This window comes from Dyella marensis, assembly GCF_049532885.1.
GTDB classification, from domain to species: Bacteria; Pseudomonadota; Gammaproteobacteria; order Xanthomonadales; family Rhodanobacteraceae; genus Dyella_D; species Dyella_D marensis.
In genome coordinates this window covers 1,694,624-1,713,545 of sequence record NZ_CP064029.1, presented here as the reverse complement: position 1 = coordinate 1,713,545, position 18,922 = coordinate 1,694,624, and the positions used below count along the sequence as shown (strand labels likewise).

Sequence of the window (18,922 nt, the reverse complement as noted above, 5' to 3'; positions counted from 1 at the left end):
CCAACCTACAATGCGTTCTTCATGTCCAAGCCCACGCCCACTCTCGCCATCGTCGGCGCCGGCCCCGCCGGCCTGATGGCCGCCGAAACCGCCCGCGCCGCCGGCCTCGAGGTCGACGTCTACGAAGCCAAGGGTTCGGTCGGCCGGAAATTCCTGCTGGCCGGCGTGGGTGGCATGAACCTCACGCATGGCGAGCCGCGTCCCGCCTTCGACGGGCGTTACGGCGAACGTGCGGCGGAAGTCGGGCGCTGGCTGGACGACTTCGACGCCGACGCACTGCGCGCATGGGCGCGCGGCCTGGGCGTGGAGACCTTCGTCGGCACGTCCCACCGGGTGTTTCCCGCCGACCTCAAGGCCGCGCCGCTGCTGCGCGCCTGGGTGCATCGCCTGCGCGAGAGCGGCGTGCGCTTCCACGTGCAGCACCGATGGCTGGGCTGGACGGACGACGGCGCGCTGCGCTTCGCCGCGCCCGCGGGCGAACTGGCGCTGCGCACGGATGCCACGGTGCTGGCGCTGGGCGGCGGCAGCTGGCCGCAGCTGGGTTCGGATGGCGCCTGGCAGCCGTGGCTGATTGCGCGCGGCGTGGAGGTGGCGCCGCTGGAGCCGGCCAATTGCGGTTTCGATATCGGCTGGAGCGCGCATCTGGCCGAGCGCCATGCCGGCGCGCCGCTCAAGCCGGTGGTGGCGCACTGGCGCGACGCGGACGGCCGCGAGCAGCAGCGCCAGGGCGAGTGCGTGATCACCGCTACCGGCATCGAGGGCAGCCTGGTGTATGCGCTGTCGGCGATGCTGCGCAAGGCGATCGCGCGCGACGGGCAGGCCACGCTGACGCTGGATCTGGCACCGGACCGCCCGCTGGAACGCCTGCAGCAGGACCTGGCCAAGCCGCGCGGCAGCCGCTCGCTGAGCGAACACCTGCGGCGGCAGGCCGGCATCGCCGGCGCCAAGGCCGCGCTGCTGCACGAGCTAGTACGCAAGGAGGATCTGCACGACAGCGCACAGCTGGCCCGCGCGATCAAACGACTCGATCTCCGGCTGCGGCAACCCCGCCCCATCGCCGAAGCGATCAGCAGCGCGGGCGGCGTGCGCCTGGAGGCGATGGACCAGGGCCTGATGCTCAGCGCCCTGCCCGGCATCTTCTGCGCCGGCGAGATGCTGGACTGGGAAGCGCCGACCGGCGGCTACCTGCTGACCGCCTGCTTCGCCAGCGGACTGCGCGCGGGCGCCGCCGCGGCGGCGTGGGCGCTGGCCCGTCCGCTCTAGCTAAGGACGCGTAGGTTGGGGTGAGCCACAGGCGAACCCCCAACATCCAGCTCACCGCATTGTTGGGGGTTCGCCTGTGGCTCACCCCAACCTACGTCCTGTGCTGCTTACTTCAGGTTCGCCTTGCTGGCGTCGATATCCGCCTGCAGCTTGGTCGCCAGCTCCTTCGACGCATGGTCGAGCAGGCTGACGAACAGCTTCGGATAGTTGGTCTGCCCGTTGACCTCGGCCGTGGGTTCCAGGTGCGGCTCGCTGCGCGTGACGAAGCCGCGCGCATTGGTGGTGCAGCGCATGCTGATGTCCAGCGTGGCGATCGAGGGCTTGTCGTCCTCGCGGCGCACGCGGATGTCGGTCTTGACCCGCTCGCAGGCCACGGTGAGGTTGGAGATATAGGCCGGCTGCAGCGCCTGGCGCAGCTGGGCCTGCAGCACCTCGGACACGGGGCGCGAGGGGCTGAGCACCACCTTGTCGTCCAGGCCGCGCACCTGCAGGTCGCCCGCGGTGGGCTCCACGCTGATCCACGGCGCGAAGGCCGGCACCACCAGTGCATCCACCGGTACGGTCTCGCGTGCCTTCTGTCCCCCGCAGGCGGCCAGCGCCAGCGCAATCGCGGCCAGGCCCGCCCCACGGGCCATCGTCGTCTTGTTCATGATTTCCCCCCAGCTAATTAGCCCGAAATGTACCTTGCACTGCGGCAATCGGGCAACGCCGGATGCGCCTCAATGCGGCGCGGTTCGCAGGAATCGCCCGCCCGGCACATCCGTCTAGCCGTCCAATCGCCGCGGCGGCTCAGGCCGCCCGGTAGTTGTCGACCTCGCGATAACGGCGTGCGTAGGCGCCGAACGCCAGCGCGGCGAGCAGCGCGAAGGCGGCGAAGAAGAACATCTGGAAGGCGTCGACGCTCAGGCCCGTGCTGGCGATATGCCCGGTCACCGCCTCGTCCCGCACCGCGGCATTGGCGATCAGCACCCACAGGTTGCCGATGGTGGTGGCCAGATACCAGAAGCTCATCATCACGCCCTTCATCGACGCCGGCGCCTGGCTGTACGCGAACTCCGGCCCCGTCGCGGAGACCAGCACCTCGCCGAAGGTCAGCAGCAGATAGGGCAGCACCTGCCACACGATCGACAGCGCCTGGCCGCCGTCCAGCAGCAGCTGGTAGCCGCCCACCACGATCCAGGCCAGCCCGGCGAAGGCGATGCCCATGGTCATCTTGCGCAGCGCGGTGGGTTCGACGCCGCGGCCGCGCAGCAGCGGAAACAGCACCAGATTGTTGAACGGGATCAGCAGCATCACCAGCAGCGGATTGAGCGCCTGCATCTGCGCCGGGTGGAACCAGTCCGGCGCGGCCATGGCATTGCCCTGCAGCACCCAGGTCGAGGCCTTCTGGTCGAACAGCGAAAAGAACGGCGTGGTCAGCGCGAAGATCACCAGCACGCGCAGCACGTTGCGCGCGCCGTCCACCGCCGCATCCGCATGCCGCCCGCGCGAGCGCTCCAGCTGCAGCCAGGCGCCGCCGCCGACGCCGCCGATCAGCGCCACGATGGCCAGGCACAGCGCGATCACGAAACCCAGCGAGGGCGCCATGGTCAAGGCAGCCAGCGCGGCGAGCACACCCGCGCCGGCCAGCCACAGGCCCGGCCGCGCCTGCCCCGGCGCCTGCGCGAGCAGCGCCGTGCGCACCACGCGGGTGAACGCGTCCGGATCGGGCGGCGACGGCGGCACCATCACGTAGCGGTGGCGGCCCAGCCACAGCACGAACGTGGCCGCCAGCATCAGCGCGCCGGGAATGCCGAACGCCACCGCCGCGCCGAAGTGGCGCAGGAACATCGGCGCCAGCAGCGAGGCGAAGAACGAGCCGAAATTGATGATCCAGTAGAAGGCGTCGAACACCGGCTTGGCCAGATGCTTGTTGGCGCTGTCGAACTGGTCGCCGACGAACGAGGCCACCAGCGGCTTGATCCCGCCCGCGCCCAGCGCGATCAGGCCGAGGCCGACGTAGAAGCCGGTGGGATGGTGCTCGAACAGCGCCAGGCACAGATGCCCCAGGCAGTACACGAGGCTCATCCACAGCACCGTGTGGTACTTGCCGAAGAAGCGGTCGGCCAGCCAGCCGCCGAGCAGCGGAAAGAAGTACACGCCGATCACGAAGGTGTGGAACACGTCCTTGGCCGCGCCCGGCCGCTCGGCTTCCGGCAGCTGCAGCAGCAGCGAGGTGATCAGGAACGGGGTGAGGATGTTGCGCATCCCGTAGAAGGAAAAGCGCTCGCAGCCCTCGTTGCCGATGATGAAGGGGATCTGCCGCGGCAGGCGGCCGCGCGCGGTGGAAGGGGCGGCGCTCATGCGTGGCTCCAGGGGGACCGGCCAAAGCCTCGAGTGTGCCGCAAGATTTTGCGGACACCAAGCCGATGCGCGTCATTCGGCCCTGTTAAGCTGCGCGCCACCTTACGGCGGCGATGCCCATGCGCTACCTCCAGACCTTCCTGCTGCTGGCCGCGGTGCTCGCCGCCGGCCTGTTGTGGAACCGCCATGCCGCGCGGCCCGTGCGCATGCCCGACCCGCCGGCGCAGTCCGCCGCGGAGCCGGCCCCGGCCGCGCGCCAGCCGCGCATCGCACCGGCCCCGGCCACCGGCCTGCCCTCGTTCCTGCCGTCCGAAGCGCGCGACACGCTGGCCCTGATCGCCCGCGGCGGCCCGTTCCCGAACCGGCAGGACGGCACCGTGTTCGGCAATCGCGAAGGCCTGCTGCCGCAGCAGCCGCGCGGCTATTACCACGAGTACACGGTGGCCACGCCCGGCCTCGGCTATCGCGGTGCGCGCCGGATCATCACTGGCGGTAATCCTCCGGTGGTCTACTACTACACCGACGACCACTACAACTCGTTCCGCGCTTTCGAGGTGCCGCGATGACTCCCCAGGACCACGACATCGACCTGCTCGACCCCGACGCCGGCGGCGTGTTCTTCGTGATCGAGGAAGACCTCGATCCGCTGGGCGCCCAGGGTTCCAGCCAGGGCCTGTTCGTCGCCCGCACCAGCCTCAAGGGCTGCACCGGCAAGGACGAACTGCTGCGCCGCCTGAAAGCCTCCTGGCGCCTGCCCGCCGAATTCGGCGACAACTGGGACGCCCTGGCCGACGCCGTCAACGACCTGGACTGGCTCGAAGGCACCGGCTACCTGCTGCTGTTCGACCACGCCGACGACCTGCGCGAAGCCAGCGAAGAAGACTTCGACATCCTGCTGGACATCCTCGACGAAGCCGCCGAGACCTGGCAGGAAGACAGCAAACCGTTCTTCGCTTTCTTCGCCATGCCCGAAAGCGCCTTCAACGACCCGGATTTCTGATGCAGTCCATCGATTTCGACCTCGACGACCGCCACGAGCACGTCGAACTCAACCAGCTCCTGAAACTGACCGGCCTGTGCGACAGCGGCGGCGCCGGCAAGGCGATCGTGGCCAGCGGCGCGGTATACGTCGACGGGCAGCAGGAACTGCGCAAGACCTGCAAGATCCACGCGGGCCAGGTCGTCGAGATCGACGACATCCGCATTCGCGTGAAGCGCGCGCCGTAAAGCACGCCCGAACAAACTCCGCCGCGAGCCCCGCCCCCTCACCCTGCCCTCTCCCCGGAGGGGAGAGGGGTGATGGCGTGAGGTAAGCAGGAACGAAGAACAAAAGCTGGCCTCAGTCCCTGAACATCCTCTTCGCCACGGCACGTTGAAGCACCCGCTACGTAAACGCACTGCCGTTTCGTGTAGACCCAGGTTAATCAGACTACCGCAGCCGCCCACTGCTCCTTCTAGTCGCGTCGCGAGCCGTTGCTCTAAGGCTATTTCTCTTTGGTTACTTTCTCTTTGAGCCAGCAAAGAGAAAGTGACCCGGGCGCCGGCAGGCGTCCGGAATGCCCGCTGCATAAGCGGCCCATTCGCGATAACGCGAAAACCAAGCGATACAGTTACTGGATCCCGGCCTACGCCGGGATGACGAGCAAAGAGGCCTACGCCGACACGCCAGGCGAAGGAAGCGGCATCGCATCAATCCGCGCCCGCAGATGCGTCACCTGCGGCACCCGCAACAGAAACTCGCGCTCCAGAACCTCAAGGATCTCCTCCGTATCGGTAAGCGTGCGCCGCACAGTCTCCCCACCCAACGTATGCACAGCGAAATCGCGACCACGCAAAGTCAACCTCCGCCCCGCCTCAGTACGCGCAACATTCAACCCATGCAAAAAATGCGACTCCGGAAACGTCGACGTATAGTGATTAGCCACCACATAATCGACATCATCCTTCGCCTGCAGATCGAAGCGATACAGCGTCTGCCACACCCCCCGCACCAGCGCCTGCATGCGCCAAATGCCCCCCTGCTCCAGCAGCCGATACGGCTCATGCGTACTCGCCTGCTCCACCAGCGGCACCAGCCTCAACGCCCCCGGCAACACCATCCCCCCGAACCCCACATCGGCCAGCCAGCTCTCGCCATCGATCTCGATGCGCAGCAGCATATGGCTCTGCGCGGTGACGTCATCGTCGTCACGCTGCCATAGCACGCGGGCGATCAGCCCCTGCACCGCATAGCCGATCGCACGCAGCACTTCGCGGAACACGAAATTCTGCTCGAAGCAGTACCCGCCGCGCCCGAACTCGACCAGCTTGCGCTCCAGCCGCCGCCGCTCCAGCACCACCGGAATACCCAGGAACGGATCGAGATTCTCGAACGGAATCGCCGCCACGTGCGCCACCGCCAGGGCACGCAAGGTCGCCGCATCGGGCTTCGCCTCCCCCTGGAAACCGATGCGCCGCAGATAGGCCGGCAGGTCGATGGCGTAGCTCATGGAAAACACCTTGGGGGGGTAGGCTGGGGAGGCGGCACCATAGCACCGCGGCCGGAGGTAACCCCGTGCCATTCGTGGGCGAAAACAGTTCGAACGGCGCCGCCCCGCGCGCCGCCCCTTTCGATCGATGGAGCCTCGCACCATGCGTACCCGCCTGCCCCGCCTCCGCCTGCTCGCCGGCCTGATGCTGGCCGCCGGCACCACCGCCTGCGGCGTCGTTGCCGCCGACAGCGCACCCGTCGCCGCACCGGCGCCCACCGTCGATGCCGCGCCCGCCCAGGGCGAGCAGATCGCCGTATTCGCCGGCGGCTGTTTCTGGGGCGTCGAATCGGTGTTCGAGCACGTCAAGGGCGTGAAGAAGGTCTGGTCCGGCTATGCCGGCGGCCAGGCCGCCACGGCCAGCTACGAGCAGGTCTCCGGCGGCAACACCGGCCATGCCGAATCGGTCAAGGTGGTGTACGACCCGGCCAAGGTCAGCTACGGCAAGCTGCTGCAGGTGTTCTTCTCGGTCGCCACCGACCCGACCCAGCTCAACCGCCAGGGCCCGGACACCGGCACGCAGTACCGCTCGGTGATCTTCTACGGCAACGACGAGCAGAAGCGCGTAGCCAGCGCCTATATCGCCCAGCTCGACCAGGCCCACGTGTTCCGCGCCCCCATCGTCACCCAGGTCGCGCCGCTGAAGGCCTTCTACATGGCCGAGGCCTACCACCAGGATTTCGCGCGGCTGCATCCGGACTATCCGTACATCGTGATCAACGATGCGCCGAAGGTGCGCCACCTGAAGGAGCTGTTCCCGGCGGAGTACAAGCCGGACGAAAGCGTCGTGGACGTGCAGTTGCACTGAGACGGACGGCGTGGCGGCGTAGGATGGGGTGAGCCGCAGGCGAACCCCAACGTTGCCGCACAGTTGGGGTTCGCCTGCGGCTCACCCCAACCTACGCACTACGCACAGGCATCCTCAACGCTGCTTCGGCGGCACCAGCCGCAGCTTCGCGGGCTTCGGGCTGCGCACCAGCTGGCGTGCGATCTCCTCGGCCGCTTCGGGGCGCGAGTAATAAAAGCCCTGGCCTTCGGCGCAGCCGGCCTTGAGCAGGAACTCGTGCTGCTCCTTGGTCTCGATGCCTTCGGCGATGGGCCGCAGGCCCAGGCTGCGCGCGATGGCGAGCATCGCCTCGGTGATCGCGGCGTTGTTGGAATCCTGCGGCAGGCCGTTGATGAAGGAGCGGTCGATCTTCAAAAAGGCGATGGCCGACAGCTTCAGATAGGCCAGCGACGAATAGCCGGTGCCGAAGTCGTCGATCGCCACACCCACGCCCAGCGCGTGCAAGGCGTGCATGGTGCGGTCGGTCTGTTCGCCCAGTCGCAGGATCGCGCTCTCGGTGATCTCTACCAGCAGGCGCTTGCCGTCCAGCTGTTCGGCATCCAGCGCCGCGCTGAGGCGCTCGATGAAAGTGCGGTGGCCGAAGGTGCTGGCCGAGACGTTGATCGCCATGCGCAGCGGCGGCAGGTGCGCCTGGTCCCAGCGGCGCACCTGGGCGCAGGCTTCGCGCATCACCCATTCGTCGATCTGGCGGATGAGACCCAGGCTTTCCGCCATCGGGATGAATTCGTCCGGCAGCAGCACGCCGCGTTCCGGATGGCGCCAGCGCAGCAGCGCCTCCACCGCCACGATGCGGCTGGTGCGCAGCTCCACGTTCGGCTGGTAGACCAGGTACAGCTCGCCGCGCACCAGGGCCTGGCGCAGGTCCACGCCCAGCATCAGGCGGCGGCGCGCGTCGGCATGCATCAGCGGCGTGTAGAAGCGGAACGCATTGCGCTCCTCGGTCTTGGCCACGTACATGGCTGCGTCGGCATTGGTGATCAGGGTGATCGGGTCGCCGCCGTCCAGCGGGAAGCCGGCGATGCCGATGCTGGCGCTGAGCGCGATCTCGTAGTCGCCCACCAGCACCGGCTCGGCCAGCGAGGACAGCAGGCGCGTGGCCATGGTGCGCGCGTCTTCGCGGGTGGGCAGGCGGCCCAGCAGCACGGTGAACTCGTCGCCGCCGATGCGCCCGGCCACGTCGTGCGGACCCAGCGCGCGGTCGATGCGCTCGGCCACCTTCACCAGCAGGCTGTCGCCGATCGCGTGGCTGTAGCTGTCGTTGACTACCTTGAAGGCGTCCAGGTCCACGAACAGCACCGCCACCGCATTGCGGCCGTGGGTGGCGCCGAGGATGGCGTGCTCGCACAGGCGCTCGAACTCGGCGCGGTTGACCAGGCCGGTGAGCGGGTCGTGCGTGGCCAGGTGTTCCAGGCGCAGGCGGTCGGCCTTGATCGCGGTGATGTCGGTCAGCACCGCCACGTAGTGCTGCACGCGGCCGTAGGTGTCGCGGATGGCGCTGATGCTGAGCAGTTCCGGATAGCTGCTGCCGTCCTGCCGCCGGCTGGACACTTCGCCCTTCCAGTTGCCGCCGTTGGCGACGGTGTCCCAGATCGAAGCCGGCAGCGGCGAGCCGTCGAGCTGGGTGCGCGTCTCGTCGAAGCGCCGCGTGCGCACGGCATCGGCGTCATAGCCGGTGATGCGGGTAAAGGCAGTGTTGACCGTGGTGATGCGGCGCTCGGCGTCGGCGATCACCACGCCCTCGGCGATGCCGGCCAGCGCTTCGGAGGCGATGCGCCGCTCGTGCTCCATCGACAGCCGCTCGGACACGTCGCTGATGATCGCCTGCCGCACGAAGCGCTCGCCCCACAGCGCCAGCGCGCTCTGCGTTTCCACCGGGCGCGCCTCGCCGGCGGCATCGCGCAGCAGGGCGACGTTGCTGTCCTGCGGCGCCTCGCCGGAGGCGAACAGGCGCGCGAACGACTCGCCCAGCAGTTCGTCCGGGCCGCGCCCGGTCCAGCGCGCGGCGGTGCGGTTGGCGTCGAGGATCTGCCCGGAGGACTCGTCCACCATCACGATGGCCGAGGCGGCGCTGTCGAACAGCAGCCGGTAGCGTTCCTCGGTGCCGCGGATGCCGGCCAGGATGCGGCGCGCCATGCGCAGCCACAGCAGTCCGGCCACCAGGGTGATCAGGGCCACGCTGGCGAACAGCACCCGGCCCATCCAGGTGGCGCCGTTGGCGATGTGCAGCGAGAAGCTGCTGCTGCGCGGCTCGATGAAATCGTTGAGCTGGTGGATGCGGTCGCGCTGCCGCGCCAGCTCGGCCGGGGCCAGCGCGCCGGCGGCGTAACTGCGTTCGAGTTCGCCGGCGATCACGTTCAGTTCGGCGATCTGGCCGTCCACCGAATGCCAGTCGGCGAGCGCCTCGCGCATATGCGGGGCGGCGGAGAAATACTGCAGGATGAAAACCATGCCGGGGATCGCCGAGGGGATCACCCCGCCGCGGCGGAAGGCCTCGATCACTTCGGCCCGGTCGAAGTCGCCGCTGTCGATCTTGTCGCGCGCATAGCGGTCGGTCACCAGCACCGCGTAGTTGCGGCGGAAACCCTGCAGGTAGACCGGATCGCCCTTGGTGGCGTAGTTCTCCAGGTCCACCACCGCCTGCTTCTGCGCCTTGGACCAAAGACTCTCGCCGTTGAGAAAACCGGCGAGAGTCACCTGGAGCTGCAAGGCTCCCCATGTAAGGGCGAGGACCAGCCCGAGCATTGCCGCCAGTGCGTAGGCCAGCGGCAGCAGCCTTTGCAGCAATGGTCTTCGCAAGCCAGTACGAGCGTTACGCATAGCGTCCCGTGTCCTCATTCAAGCCGACATCCACTGCCTGCGATGCGTCCCGCCCGGCAAACGCGTTGCGTCAGGCTGCGGCTTCACTGACTGACCACGGATCCTGGCGCACGTCCAGGCAGCGGTCCAAGGTGATCTGCATGCTGACGTAGCTGCGTCGCACGCATTCCCCCAGATAAGCCACCTCGGCCGGCGTCGGCGCCGTCCCCATTAGCGTACACACAATTTCGAGCGCTTCCCAAGGATGAGTATCGTCGTAGGCCGCGTGAAGTTGGAGCCAACGCAAACCCTTGCCCCGGGTCTCGGTCGCAAAGGCCTCCTTGTAGGGACTCTCGAACACCTTCTGGGACCACTCCCCGGTTGCACCTTCCACCGCGTAATTGGTGGCGATCATGCCGGCGGCGAGGGAAGCCTTGGTGCTCACCTGTTCGCACCAGTCGGGCAAGGCTCCCGTGCCATGGGGCGGCAACCCGTGCAGGACCTCGTCGCGGCTGATCCCCGCGGCTTCGGCCCAATCCAGCCAGTACTCGGCGTGGTTCTGCTCCACGCGGATGTTCCGCACCAGCCAGCGCCGGGCCAGGTTGTCGCCCTGGGTCCGGCCGTACTGGGTCTTCAGCAGGTTCAGCGCCATGTAGGCCGGGAAACGCTCGATGACGGGCCAGATCCCCACCATGAAGTCTCGCGTGGAGGCAGCGTGAAGACGACTGTTCATCATCAGCTCCCATACCTCGTGGTCCACCACCGTGCGCTTGGTCTCCTCGGCAGCGTGGACGATGTCCTGCGCCCAGTGCGGATAGCTGCTCAGCTCGGTCAGCGCGCCAGTGCGTTCGAATTGCGTAGTCATGATGCGATCTCCAGTGTTTTGACTGACGTCGGCCGAATGGCCGACGCCCCGGCGCCAGAAAGGTGCCGGAGATCACATAATCTTCGGACTGGAGGTGGCAGGACATGGAAAATCGTCCGGCCCTTCGGGGTAGGGCTATTGGCCGGGTGACGATTGGGGGGACGGGGAACAGGGAACAGGGAACGTGCGGGTTGTAGTGGAAGCGAAGCTTGCGATCCTTCCCCCCGTTCCCCGTTCCCCGTTCCCCGCTCTCAAAGCATCGGCAGCTTCAGCCCCTGCTCCTTCGCGCACTGCACGGCGATGTCGTAGCCGGCGTCCGCATGGCGCATCACGCCGGTGCCGGGGTCGTTCCACAGCACGCGGGCGAGGCGCCGGTCCGCCGCCTCGCTGCCGTCGCACACGATCACCACGCCGGAATGCTGCGAATAGCCCATGCCCACGCCGCCGCCATGGTGCAGCGACACCCAGGTGGCGCCGCCGGCTACGTTGAGCATGGCGTTGAGCAGCGGCCAGTCGGACACGGCATCGCTGCCGTCGCGCATGGCTTCGGTCTCGCGGTTGGGGCTGGCGACCGAGCCGGAGTCCAGGTGATCGCGGCCGATCACCACCGGCGCCTTCAGCTCGCCCTTGCGCACCATCTCGTTGAAGGCCAGGCCCAGCTTGTGGCGCAGGCCCAGGCCGACCCAGCAGATGCGCGCCGGCAGGCCCTGGAAGCTGATGCGCTCGCGCGCCATGTCCAGCCAGCGGTGCAGGTGCGGATCGTCCGGAATCAGTTCCTTCACCTTGGCGTCGGTCTTGTAGATGTCTTCCGGATCGCCCGACAGCGCCACCCAGCGGAACGGACCCACGCCGCGGCAGAACAGCGGGCGCACATAGGCCGGCACGAAGCCGGGGAATTCGAAGGCGTCGGCGCAGCCTTCGTCCTTGGCCATCTGGCGGATGTTGTTGCCGTAGTCGAAGGTGGGAATGCCGGCGCGCTGGAACGCCAGCATCGCTTCCACGTGCGTGCGCATGGAGTGCTTGGCCGCCTTGGCGGTGCCGGCCGGATCGCTCTTGCGGCGCTCGAACCACTGCTCCACCGTCCAGCCGCTGGGCAGATAGCCATTGACCGGGTCGTGCGCGCTGGTCTGGTCGGTGACCGCGTCCGGCTTCACGCCGCGGCGCACCAGTTCCGGCAATACGTCGGCCGCATTGCCGAGCAGCGCGATCGACTTCGCTTCGCCGGCGGCGGTGTACTTCGCGATGCGCGCCAGCGCGTCGTCCAGGTCGGTGGCCTGCTCGTCCACGTAGCGCGTCTTCAGGCGGAAATCGATGCGGCTCTGCTGGCACTCGATATTCAGCGAACATGCGCCGGCGAGCGACGCCGCCAGCGGCTGCGCGCCGCCCATGCCGCCCAGGCCCGCGGTGAGGATCCACTTGCCCTTGAGGCTGCCGCCGTAGTGCTGGCGGCCCATCTCCACGAAGGTCTCGTAGGTGCCCTGCACGATGCCCTGCGAGCCGATGTAGATCCACGAGCCGGCGGTCATCTGGCCGTACATCATCAAGCCCTTCTTATCGAGCTCGTTGAAGTGCTCCCAGTTCGCCCAGGCCGGCACCAGGTTGGAATTGGCCAGCAGCACGCGCGGCGCATCCGGGTGGCTGGGGAACACGCCGACCGGCTTGCCGGACTGGATCAGCAAGGTCTCGTCGTCGTTCAGTTCGCGCAGCGCGCGCAGGATCGCGTCGAAGCATTCCCAGTTGCGCGCGGCGCGGCCGATGCCGCCGTACACCACCAGCTCGGCCGGGTTTTCCGCCACCTCCGGGTCGAGGTTGTTTTGCAGCATGCGGAACGGCGCCTCGGTGAGCCAGCTCTTGCAGCTCAGCTCGCCGCCGCGCGGCGCGCGGATGGTGCGGGTGGTGTCGATACGCGTCGGGGCGTTCATGGGAAATCCTGGCCTGCGGGGGGAAACGTCGATTATGGGCGCGGGTTTTCGGGACCGCCAACTGCACTGCGGCAAAACCGTCCGTTTGGCCGATTGTGGCGGTATCCGCGGCGGGACCAGACTTTGCGCGGGGGAAGCCGGGCCATGGCCGCGTCGCGGCTCGAACGGGAGGGTCCCATGTACGCGACACGCACCATCTACCTCGCGGCGCTGATCGCCGCCCTGCTGGTCACGGCAAGCGCGAATGCCGCCGACAAGGCCGCGCCGAAGAAGGCGCCAAGCGATGCGGAACTGATCGCCAGCGCGATGCGCGCCGCGCCGCCGGGCGTGGCCAAGGGCGCCACCATCATCGCGATGAACGCGGACGGCAGCGCGCGCATGCTGCGCAAGGGCACGAACGACTACACCTGCATGCCGGACAACCCGGAAACGCCTGGGCCGGATCCGATGTGCATGGACAAGAACGCGATGGAATGGGCGCAGGCGTGGATGAGCCACAAGCCGCCGCCGGCCGGCAAGATGGGCGTGATGTACATGCTGTCGGGCGGCACGGATGCGAGCAACACGGATCCGTATGCGACGAAACCCGACGCGAGCAACCACTGGATCAAGACCGGCCCGCACATCATGGTGGTGGGCGCGGACGCGGCGTTCTACGACGCGTATCCGAAAGGCGCGGATCCGGATACGTCGGCGCCGTATGTGATGTGGGCGGGGACGCCGTATCAGCATCTGATGGCGCCGGTGAAATAGCTCCGCTTTGCCCCCTCTCCCCTCCGGGGAGAGGGCCGGGGTGAGGGGGACCTACGGAGCAGTGAAGCGGAAGCATAGAAGCGCGCGACGCTTCGTCGAACGTCCACCGCGAGCACCCGCCCCTCATCTGCCTGCCGGCATCTTCTCCCCGAAGGGGAGAAGAGTTTTCATAGCCGCTCTATTGATGTCCGAAAACGGCGAGTCCCCCGCCGCCCGCGGTGCTAGCCTGCATGCATGGCCACCGTCCCCGCCCCCAGCGCGCCCCTCCCCGACCGCCTCTGCGAACAAGCCCGCCTCAGCCGCGATGCGCGCTTCGACGGGCTGTTCTTCACCGCCGTCACCAGCACGCGCATCTATTGCCGCCCGGTCTGCCCGGCGCCGTCGCCGAAACCGGAGAACATCCGCTACTACGCCAGCGCCGCGGCGGCGGAAGCGGCCGGTTTCCGCCCCTGCCTGCGCTGCCGGCCGGAGCTGGCGCCGGGCAACGACAGCTGGCAGCGCGGCGACCACGTGATCGCACGCGCGCTGAAGCTGATGGAACAAGGCGTGCTGGAAGACGATTCGCTGGAAGACATGGCGCAGCGATTGGGCGTGGGCGCGCGCCAGCTGCGCCGCGTATTCGTCGAGCGCCTGGGCGCGCCGCCGATCAGCGTGCACACCACGCGCCGCCTGCTGTTCGCGAAGCAGCTGCTGACCGAGACCGACCTTCCGGTAACCGACGTCGCGCTCGCATCCGGCTTCCGCAGCCTGCGCCGCTTCAACGCAGCGTTCCAGCAGGCGAACCGGATGCCGCCGCGCGAACTGCGCCGCCATCCGGCGAAGGCGGCGGACGGCGGCCTGGCGCTGCGCCTCAACTACCGGCCGCCGTACGACTTCGAGGCGATCCTGGCGTTCCTGCGCACGCGTGCGCTGCCGGGTGTGGAGCAGGTGGACGAGCGCAGCTATGCGCGCGTGTTCGGTCCGGCGGATGCGCCCGGCTGGCTGCGCCTGAGCGCGTGGCCGAACGGCGAGCACGCGCTGAAACTGGAACTGCAGTGCCCGCAGCCGGCGCGCATGCTCGGCGTGGTGTCGAAGCTGCGGCGCATGTTCGACCTGGATGCGGACCCGCAGGCGATCGGCGCGGTGATGCATGCCGGCGGCGTGCTGAAGCCGCTGCACCAGCGCCGCCCCGGCCTGCGCCTGCCGGGCGGCTGGGACGGTTTCGAGATCGCGGTGCGGGCGATTCTCGGCCAGCAGGTGAGCGTGGCGGCGGCGCGCACGCTGGCTACGCGCATCGTGCAGCGCTGGGGCACGCCGGTGGCGGGCATCGTGGCGCCGGGGCTGGAGCGCCTGTTTCCGGGGCCGGAGATCCTGGTCGACGTGGACCTGCGCGAAGTGGGCCTCACTACGGCGCGCGCCAATACCGTACAAGGCGTGGCGCGCGCGCTGCTGGACGGGCGCATCGATTTCCGCAGCGAACAGCCGCTGGATGCGTTCGTGGCGAGCTGGGTGGAGCTGGCCGGCATCGGCGAATGGACCGCGCACTACATGGCGATGCGCGCGCTCAGCCATCCGGATGCGTTCCCCGCCGCGGACCTGATCCTGCGCCGCGCCGCCGCCGGCGACGGCGCGGAACTGAGCACGAAAGCGCTCACCGCGCTGGCCGAAGACTGGCGCCCCTGGCGCGCCTATGCGGTGATGCATCTGTGGCGCGCCGCCACCGACGCGGCCGAACGTGCCAGACCGAAGGCAAAGAACGCATGAGCGAGACGATCTGGTACGACGTGCTGCCCACCCCGATCGGCCAGCTGCTGCTGGTGGCGGATGCGCAGGGGTTGCGCGAGGTGTGGTTCGAGACCGGCCGGCAGCGCAAGTCGCCGCAGCCGGCATGGGTGCATGCCGCCAGGCCGCTGGCCCAGGCGCGCCGCCAGCTGGAGGAATACTTCGCCGGCGAACGCACGTCCTTCGAACTGAAGCTGCATCCCGTCGGCACGCCGTTCCAGCTCGCGGTGTGGGAAGAACTGGGGCGCATCCCCTATGGCGTGACGATCAGCTACGCGGAACTGGCACGGCGCATCGGCCAGCCCGCGGCAATGCGCGCGGTGGGCGCGGCGAACGGGCGCAATCCGATCCCGATCATCCTGCCCTGCCACCGCGTGATCGGCAGCAACGGCAGCCTCACCGGCTTCGGCGGCGGGCTGCCGACCAAGCGTTTCCTGCTGTCGATGGAAGACCGCGTTGCGCACGGTGACCTGTTCGCGCTGCCGTAGGCTGGGGTGAGCGCCAGCGAACCCCAACGGGCACCGCACGACATGGCCAGGCACTTTAGCGTTGGGGTTCGCTGGCGCTCACCCCAAGCTACGCGCTGCGCGCTCAGCGCTGCGGCTGGTTCTGCGGCTGCGCCTGCGGCGCGGGATGCAGCTGATCGAGCGCGGACGGCGGCGGCTTCTTCGCCGTCGACGACGGCCGCACCGGCTGCGGCAGCACCAGCGGCGCGCTGGACGACGCGGCGCGGTACTGGTCCACGGCCGCGCGCTGGCGCGCATCGAAGCGGTCCTGCTGGGCCTGGCTGGACAAGTCCAGCCCCTGCGCCGCGGCGGGGTTGTTCGCCTGCGCCTGGCGCACCGCCGCCGCATTGAGCTGGCGCTGCTGCTCCTGCAGCTGGCTGGTGCGCAGCTTGTCCTGCAGGATCGCCTGCTGGTTCGCCTGCTGCGCATTGATGGCGTTGTAGTTGGGCTGGTAAGTGGGCTGCTGCGCCTGCTGGCGCTGCTGCTGTTGCTGTTGCGCGGCGGCCGGCGCCGCGGCGGCCAGCACCGCCAGTCCGAGCAGGGCCGGCCGGACAAGACGCTGTATGGACAGAGATGTAATGGTCATACGAGTGCGCCATCATGGTGGGATTGCCTGGAACATCGTATGGACTCGCGTATGAAAATCCTGTTTCGCCTGCTGCTCTGCTCCGTTGCCGCATTCAGCGCCGGGTGTGCCACCCATCCCCCGGCTAAACCCGCGCCGGTGGTCAAGGCCGCGCCGGCCCCGCTGCTGCTGATCTCGATCGACGGCTTCCGCGCCGACTACATCCAGCGCGGCCTCAGCCCCACCCTCGCCGCGCTGGCCCACGAAGGCGTGCGCGCCCAGGCGATGCAGCCGTCGTTTCCGTCGCTGACCTTCCCGAACCACTACACCATCGTCACCGGCCTGCGCCCGGACCATCACGGCATGGTCAACAACACCATGTTCGACCCGGAGCTGGGCGAGTTCTCGCTGAGCAACCGCGCCGCCGGCGCCGACGGCCGCTGGTGGGCCCAGGGCACGCCGATCTGGGAAACCGCCGGCCGCCAGGGCCTGAAGACCGCCACCATGTTCTGGCCCGGCAGCGAAGCGCCGATCCACGACTACCGCCCCGACCACTGGCTGCCCTACGACGGCGCCATGTCGCCGGAGCAGCGCGTGGACACCGTGCTGAGCTGGCTGGACCTGCCGGCCGGCGAGCGCCCGACCTTCCTCACCCTGTACTTCGACGACGTCGACCATGCCGGCCACGGCTACGGCCCGGATTCGAAGCAGGTGAACGAATCCATCGCCAAGGTCGACGGCGCGCTCGCCCACCTGGTCGACGGCCTGAAACAGCGCGGCCTGCTCGACCGCATCAATATGATCGTGGTGTCCGACCACGGCATGGCCAGCGTGCCGGCCAAGCACAACGTGATGGTGGACAAGCTGGTGCCGCTGAACCAGGTGCAGGTGGTGAGCCTGGGCGTGCTGGCCGGCTTCAACGCCAAGCCGGGCCATGACTTCGCCAAGATCGAGGCGAAGCTGGAGAAGCCGCAGCAGCACATGCAGTGCTGGGACAAGACCCGCATCCCCGCGCGCCTGGCCTACGGCAAGAACCCGCGCGTGCCGCAGCTGGTGTGCCTGGCCGACGTAGGCTGGCGCGTGACCACCAGCGACTACGTGGCCAAGAAGCTCAAGAAGGGCGACAAGCTGAGCCTGGGCGAGCACGGCTACGACAATGCCGACCCGACCATGCAGGCGCTGTTCGTCGCGCGCGGCCCGGCGTTCCGCCAGGACACCGTGCTGCCGGCGATCTCGAACGTGGACGTGTATCCGCTGATGACGCAGCTGCTGGGTGTGACGCCGGTGCAGAACGACGGCGATGCGCAGGCGCTGAAGGCTGCGCTGAAGCCATAACGCCTGTCGTAGGTTGGGGTGAGCCGCAGGCAAACCCCAACATCAAGGCCTCGCACTGTTGGGGTTACTGGCTGCATCAGCAGCCAGCCCTTTGGGCCATCCGCTACGCGGATGTTCGCTACGGCATCCTGCCTTCGCAGTCGCCTGCGGCTCACCCCAACCTGCGCCAAAGCGATCAAAGCTCCGCCAGCGGCGGCTCGTCGCCCTTCGACGGCGGCCCCGGCAACGGCGCCAGATGGCGCAGCCGCCACGCGATCAGCAGCCCCGCCAGCACCAGCGCGCCGACAAAGGCCGCCACGCCGTTCCAGCCATGGGACGCATAGAACAGCCCGCCGCCCGCACCGGCCACGCTGGAACCCATGTAGTAGGCGAACAGATACATCGACGACGCCTGCGCCTTGGCCAGGCCCGCGCGGCGCCCCACCCAGCTGCTGGCGATCGAGTGCCCGCCGAAGAAACCGAAGGTAATCGCCACGATGCCCAGCACGATCAGCGCCAGCGGCGCGGCCAGGGTCAGCAGCACGCCGGCCAGCATCAGCGCGAAGGCGGTCCACAGCACTTTGCGCCGCCCCAGCTTGCCGGCCAGGTGTCCCATCCAGGCCGAGCTGAACGTACCGATCAGATAGACGCTGAAAATCAGCCCTACTACCGCCTGGCTCAGCCCGTACGGCGGCGCCAGCAAGCGATAGCCGATGAAGTTGTAGACAGTGACGAACGCGCCCAGCAGCAAAAAGCCCTCGGCGAACAGCCACGGCAGGCCCGCGTCGCGGAATGCGCCGGCAAAGCGCTGCCGCAGGGCTTTCCAGTGAAACGGCTGCACCGTGAAATGCCGCGACGGCGGCAGGCTGCGCCAGAACACCAACCCCGCCAGCAGGCCGATCGCGCCGACCGCGCCGACGCCCGCGCGCCAGCCGACGAAGTCGGCCATCACGCCGGCCACCAGGCGTCCGCCCATGCCGCCGAGCGCATTGCCGCTGATGTACAGGCCCATCCCCAGGCCGATCGAATCCGGATGCATCTCTTCGCTGAGATACGTCATCGCCACCGCGGGCAGTCCGCTAAGAGTGAGCCCGAGCAAGGTGCGCAGCACCAGCAGCATGGGCCAGTCGCGCACCATCGCGGTGGCGATGACCAGCAGCGAGGAGGTGAGCAGCGACACCGTCATCACCGACTTGCGGCCCCAGGCATCGGACACCGCGCCGGCCACCAGCATCGCGACCGCCAGCACGCCGGTGGTGACCGACAGCGACAGCGCCGCGCCGGCCGCGCTCACGCCGAAGTCCTTGCTGAACTCCGGCATCAGCGGCTGCACGCAATACAGCAGGCCGAAGGTGGCGATGCCCGCGGCGAACAGGGCGAAATTGGTGCGCCGGAACAGCGGCGTGCCGTGGCGGATGAACTCCTCGCCCGCGCGGTTCGCGGCGGCCTGGGCTTGCAT

The 18,922-nt window shown here is 68.5% G+C and carries 17 protein-coding genes; 9 read left to right on the top strand and 8 right to left on the bottom strand.

The features are described from left to right. The first annotated feature begins 21 nt into the window (after positions 1-21). Positions 22-1,263, top strand: a complete 1,242-nt coding sequence (locus tag ISN75_RS07500) for a TIGR03862 family flavoprotein (protein ID WP_343818949.1) — start codon at positions 22-24, stop codon at positions 1,261-1,263. Between the two features lie 107 nt (positions 1,264-1,370). Here the strand turns inward: ISN75_RS07500 and ISN75_RS07495 are convergent, their stop codons facing one another. Further along, on the bottom strand, positions 1,371-1,913 hold the full coding sequence (locus ISN75_RS07495) for a hypothetical protein (protein ID WP_167255666.1): 543 nt from the start codon (positions 1,911-1,913) through the stop codon (positions 1,371-1,373). Between the two features lie 139 nt (positions 1,914-2,052). Further along, on the bottom strand, positions 2,053-3,606 hold the full coding sequence (locus ISN75_RS07490; protein ID WP_343818948.1) for an oligopeptide:H+ symporter: 1,554 nt from the start codon (positions 3,604-3,606) through the stop codon (positions 2,053-2,055). A gap of 119 nt (positions 3,607-3,725) precedes the next feature. On the opposite strand from ISN75_RS07490, the gene ISN75_RS07485 reads away from it, so the two are divergent. From ISN75_RS07485 to ISN75_RS07475, 3 genes are read left to right on the top strand one after another with little or no spacing between them, the layout of a single operon-like run. After that, a complete protein-coding gene (locus ISN75_RS07485) occupies positions 3,726-4,172 on the top strand; it encodes a ribonuclease domain-containing protein (protein WP_343818946.1) in 447 nt (148 codons plus the stop codon). Continuing rightward, entirely contained in the window at positions 4,169-4,606 is a 438-nt protein-coding gene (locus tag ISN75_RS07480) for a barstar family protein (RefSeq protein ID WP_167255672.1), read from the top strand. Before ISN75_RS07485 ends, ISN75_RS07480 begins: the two co-directional genes overlap by 4 nt. Next, entirely contained in the window at positions 4,606-4,833 is a 228-nt protein-coding gene (locus tag ISN75_RS07475) for an RNA-binding S4 domain-containing protein (protein WP_167255674.1), read from the top strand. Before ISN75_RS07480 ends, ISN75_RS07475 begins: the two co-directional genes overlap by 1 nt. A gap of 425 nt (positions 4,834-5,258) precedes the next feature. Here the strand turns inward: ISN75_RS07475 and ISN75_RS07470 are convergent, their stop codons facing one another. Further along, on the bottom strand, positions 5,259-6,095 hold the full coding sequence (locus ISN75_RS07470; protein ID WP_343818945.1) for an arylamine N-acetyltransferase: 837 nt from the start codon (positions 6,093-6,095) through the stop codon (positions 5,259-5,261). 142 nt (positions 6,096-6,237) lie between these two features. Here ISN75_RS07470 and msrA point away from each other — a divergent pair, with 142 nt between their 5' ends. Next, positions 6,238-6,942, top strand: a complete 705-nt coding sequence (gene msrA, locus ISN75_RS07465) for a peptide-methionine (S)-S-oxide reductase MsrA (RefSeq protein ID WP_167255678.1) — start codon at positions 6,238-6,240, stop codon at positions 6,940-6,942. A gap of 114 nt (positions 6,943-7,056) precedes the next feature. On the opposite strand, the gene ISN75_RS07460 is transcribed toward msrA, so the two are convergent. From ISN75_RS07460 to hutU, 3 genes are all read right to left on the bottom strand, one after another. Then, positions 7,057-9,765 (bottom strand): putative bifunctional diguanylate cyclase/phosphodiesterase, encoded by a 2,709-nt coding sequence (locus tag ISN75_RS07460; protein WP_343203596.1) that lies wholly within the window; start codon positions 9,763-9,765, stop codon positions 7,057-7,059. Between the two features lie 103 nt (positions 9,766-9,868). Then, positions 9,869-10,642: a TenA family transcriptional regulator gene (locus ISN75_RS07455; RefSeq protein WP_167255682.1), complete on the bottom strand. Its 774-nt coding sequence runs from the start codon at positions 10,640-10,642 to the stop codon at positions 9,869-9,871. A 251-nt stretch (positions 10,643-10,893) separates the two neighbouring features. Next, positions 10,894-12,564, bottom strand: coding sequence for a urocanate hydratase (gene hutU, locus ISN75_RS07450; RefSeq protein ID WP_167255684.1), 1,671 nt, complete (start codon positions 12,562-12,564; stop codon positions 10,894-10,896). 177 nt (positions 12,565-12,741) lie between these two features. On the opposite strand from hutU, the gene ISN75_RS07445 reads away from it, so the two are divergent. From ISN75_RS07445 to ISN75_RS07435, 3 genes are all read left to right on the top strand, one after another. Further along, complete coding sequence (locus ISN75_RS07445) at positions 12,742-13,317, top strand: hypothetical protein (protein ID WP_167255686.1); 576 nt, start codon at positions 12,742-12,744, stop codon at positions 13,315-13,317. A gap of 234 nt (positions 13,318-13,551) precedes the next feature. Further along, entirely contained in the window at positions 13,552-15,060 is a 1,509-nt protein-coding gene (locus ISN75_RS07440; protein WP_168648600.1) for a DNA-3-methyladenine glycosylase 2, read from the top strand. Further along, complete coding sequence (locus ISN75_RS07435) at positions 15,057-15,566, top strand: methylated-DNA--[protein]-cysteine S-methyltransferase (protein ID WP_167255689.1); 510 nt, start codon at positions 15,057-15,059, stop codon at positions 15,564-15,566. Before ISN75_RS07440 ends, ISN75_RS07435 begins: the two co-directional genes overlap by 4 nt. A 103-nt stretch (positions 15,567-15,669) precedes the next feature. Here ISN75_RS07435 and ISN75_RS07430 read toward each other — a convergent pair whose 3' ends face one another. Next, positions 15,670-16,170 (bottom strand): hypothetical protein, encoded by a 501-nt coding sequence (locus ISN75_RS07430; RefSeq protein WP_168648599.1) that lies wholly within the window; start codon positions 16,168-16,170, stop codon positions 15,670-15,672. 51 nt (positions 16,171-16,221) lie between these two features. Between ISN75_RS07430 and ISN75_RS07425 the strand changes: the two genes are divergently transcribed. Next, a complete protein-coding gene (locus ISN75_RS07425; RefSeq protein WP_168648598.1) occupies positions 16,222-17,484 on the top strand; it encodes an ectonucleotide pyrophosphatase/phosphodiesterase in 1,263 nt (420 codons plus the stop codon). Between the two features lie 175 nt (positions 17,485-17,659). Here the strand turns inward: ISN75_RS07425 and ISN75_RS07420 are convergent, their stop codons facing one another. Beyond that, positions 17,660-18,922: an MFS transporter gene (locus ISN75_RS07420; RefSeq protein ID WP_168648597.1), complete on the bottom strand. Its 1,263-nt coding sequence runs from the start codon at positions 18,920-18,922 to the stop codon at positions 17,660-17,662.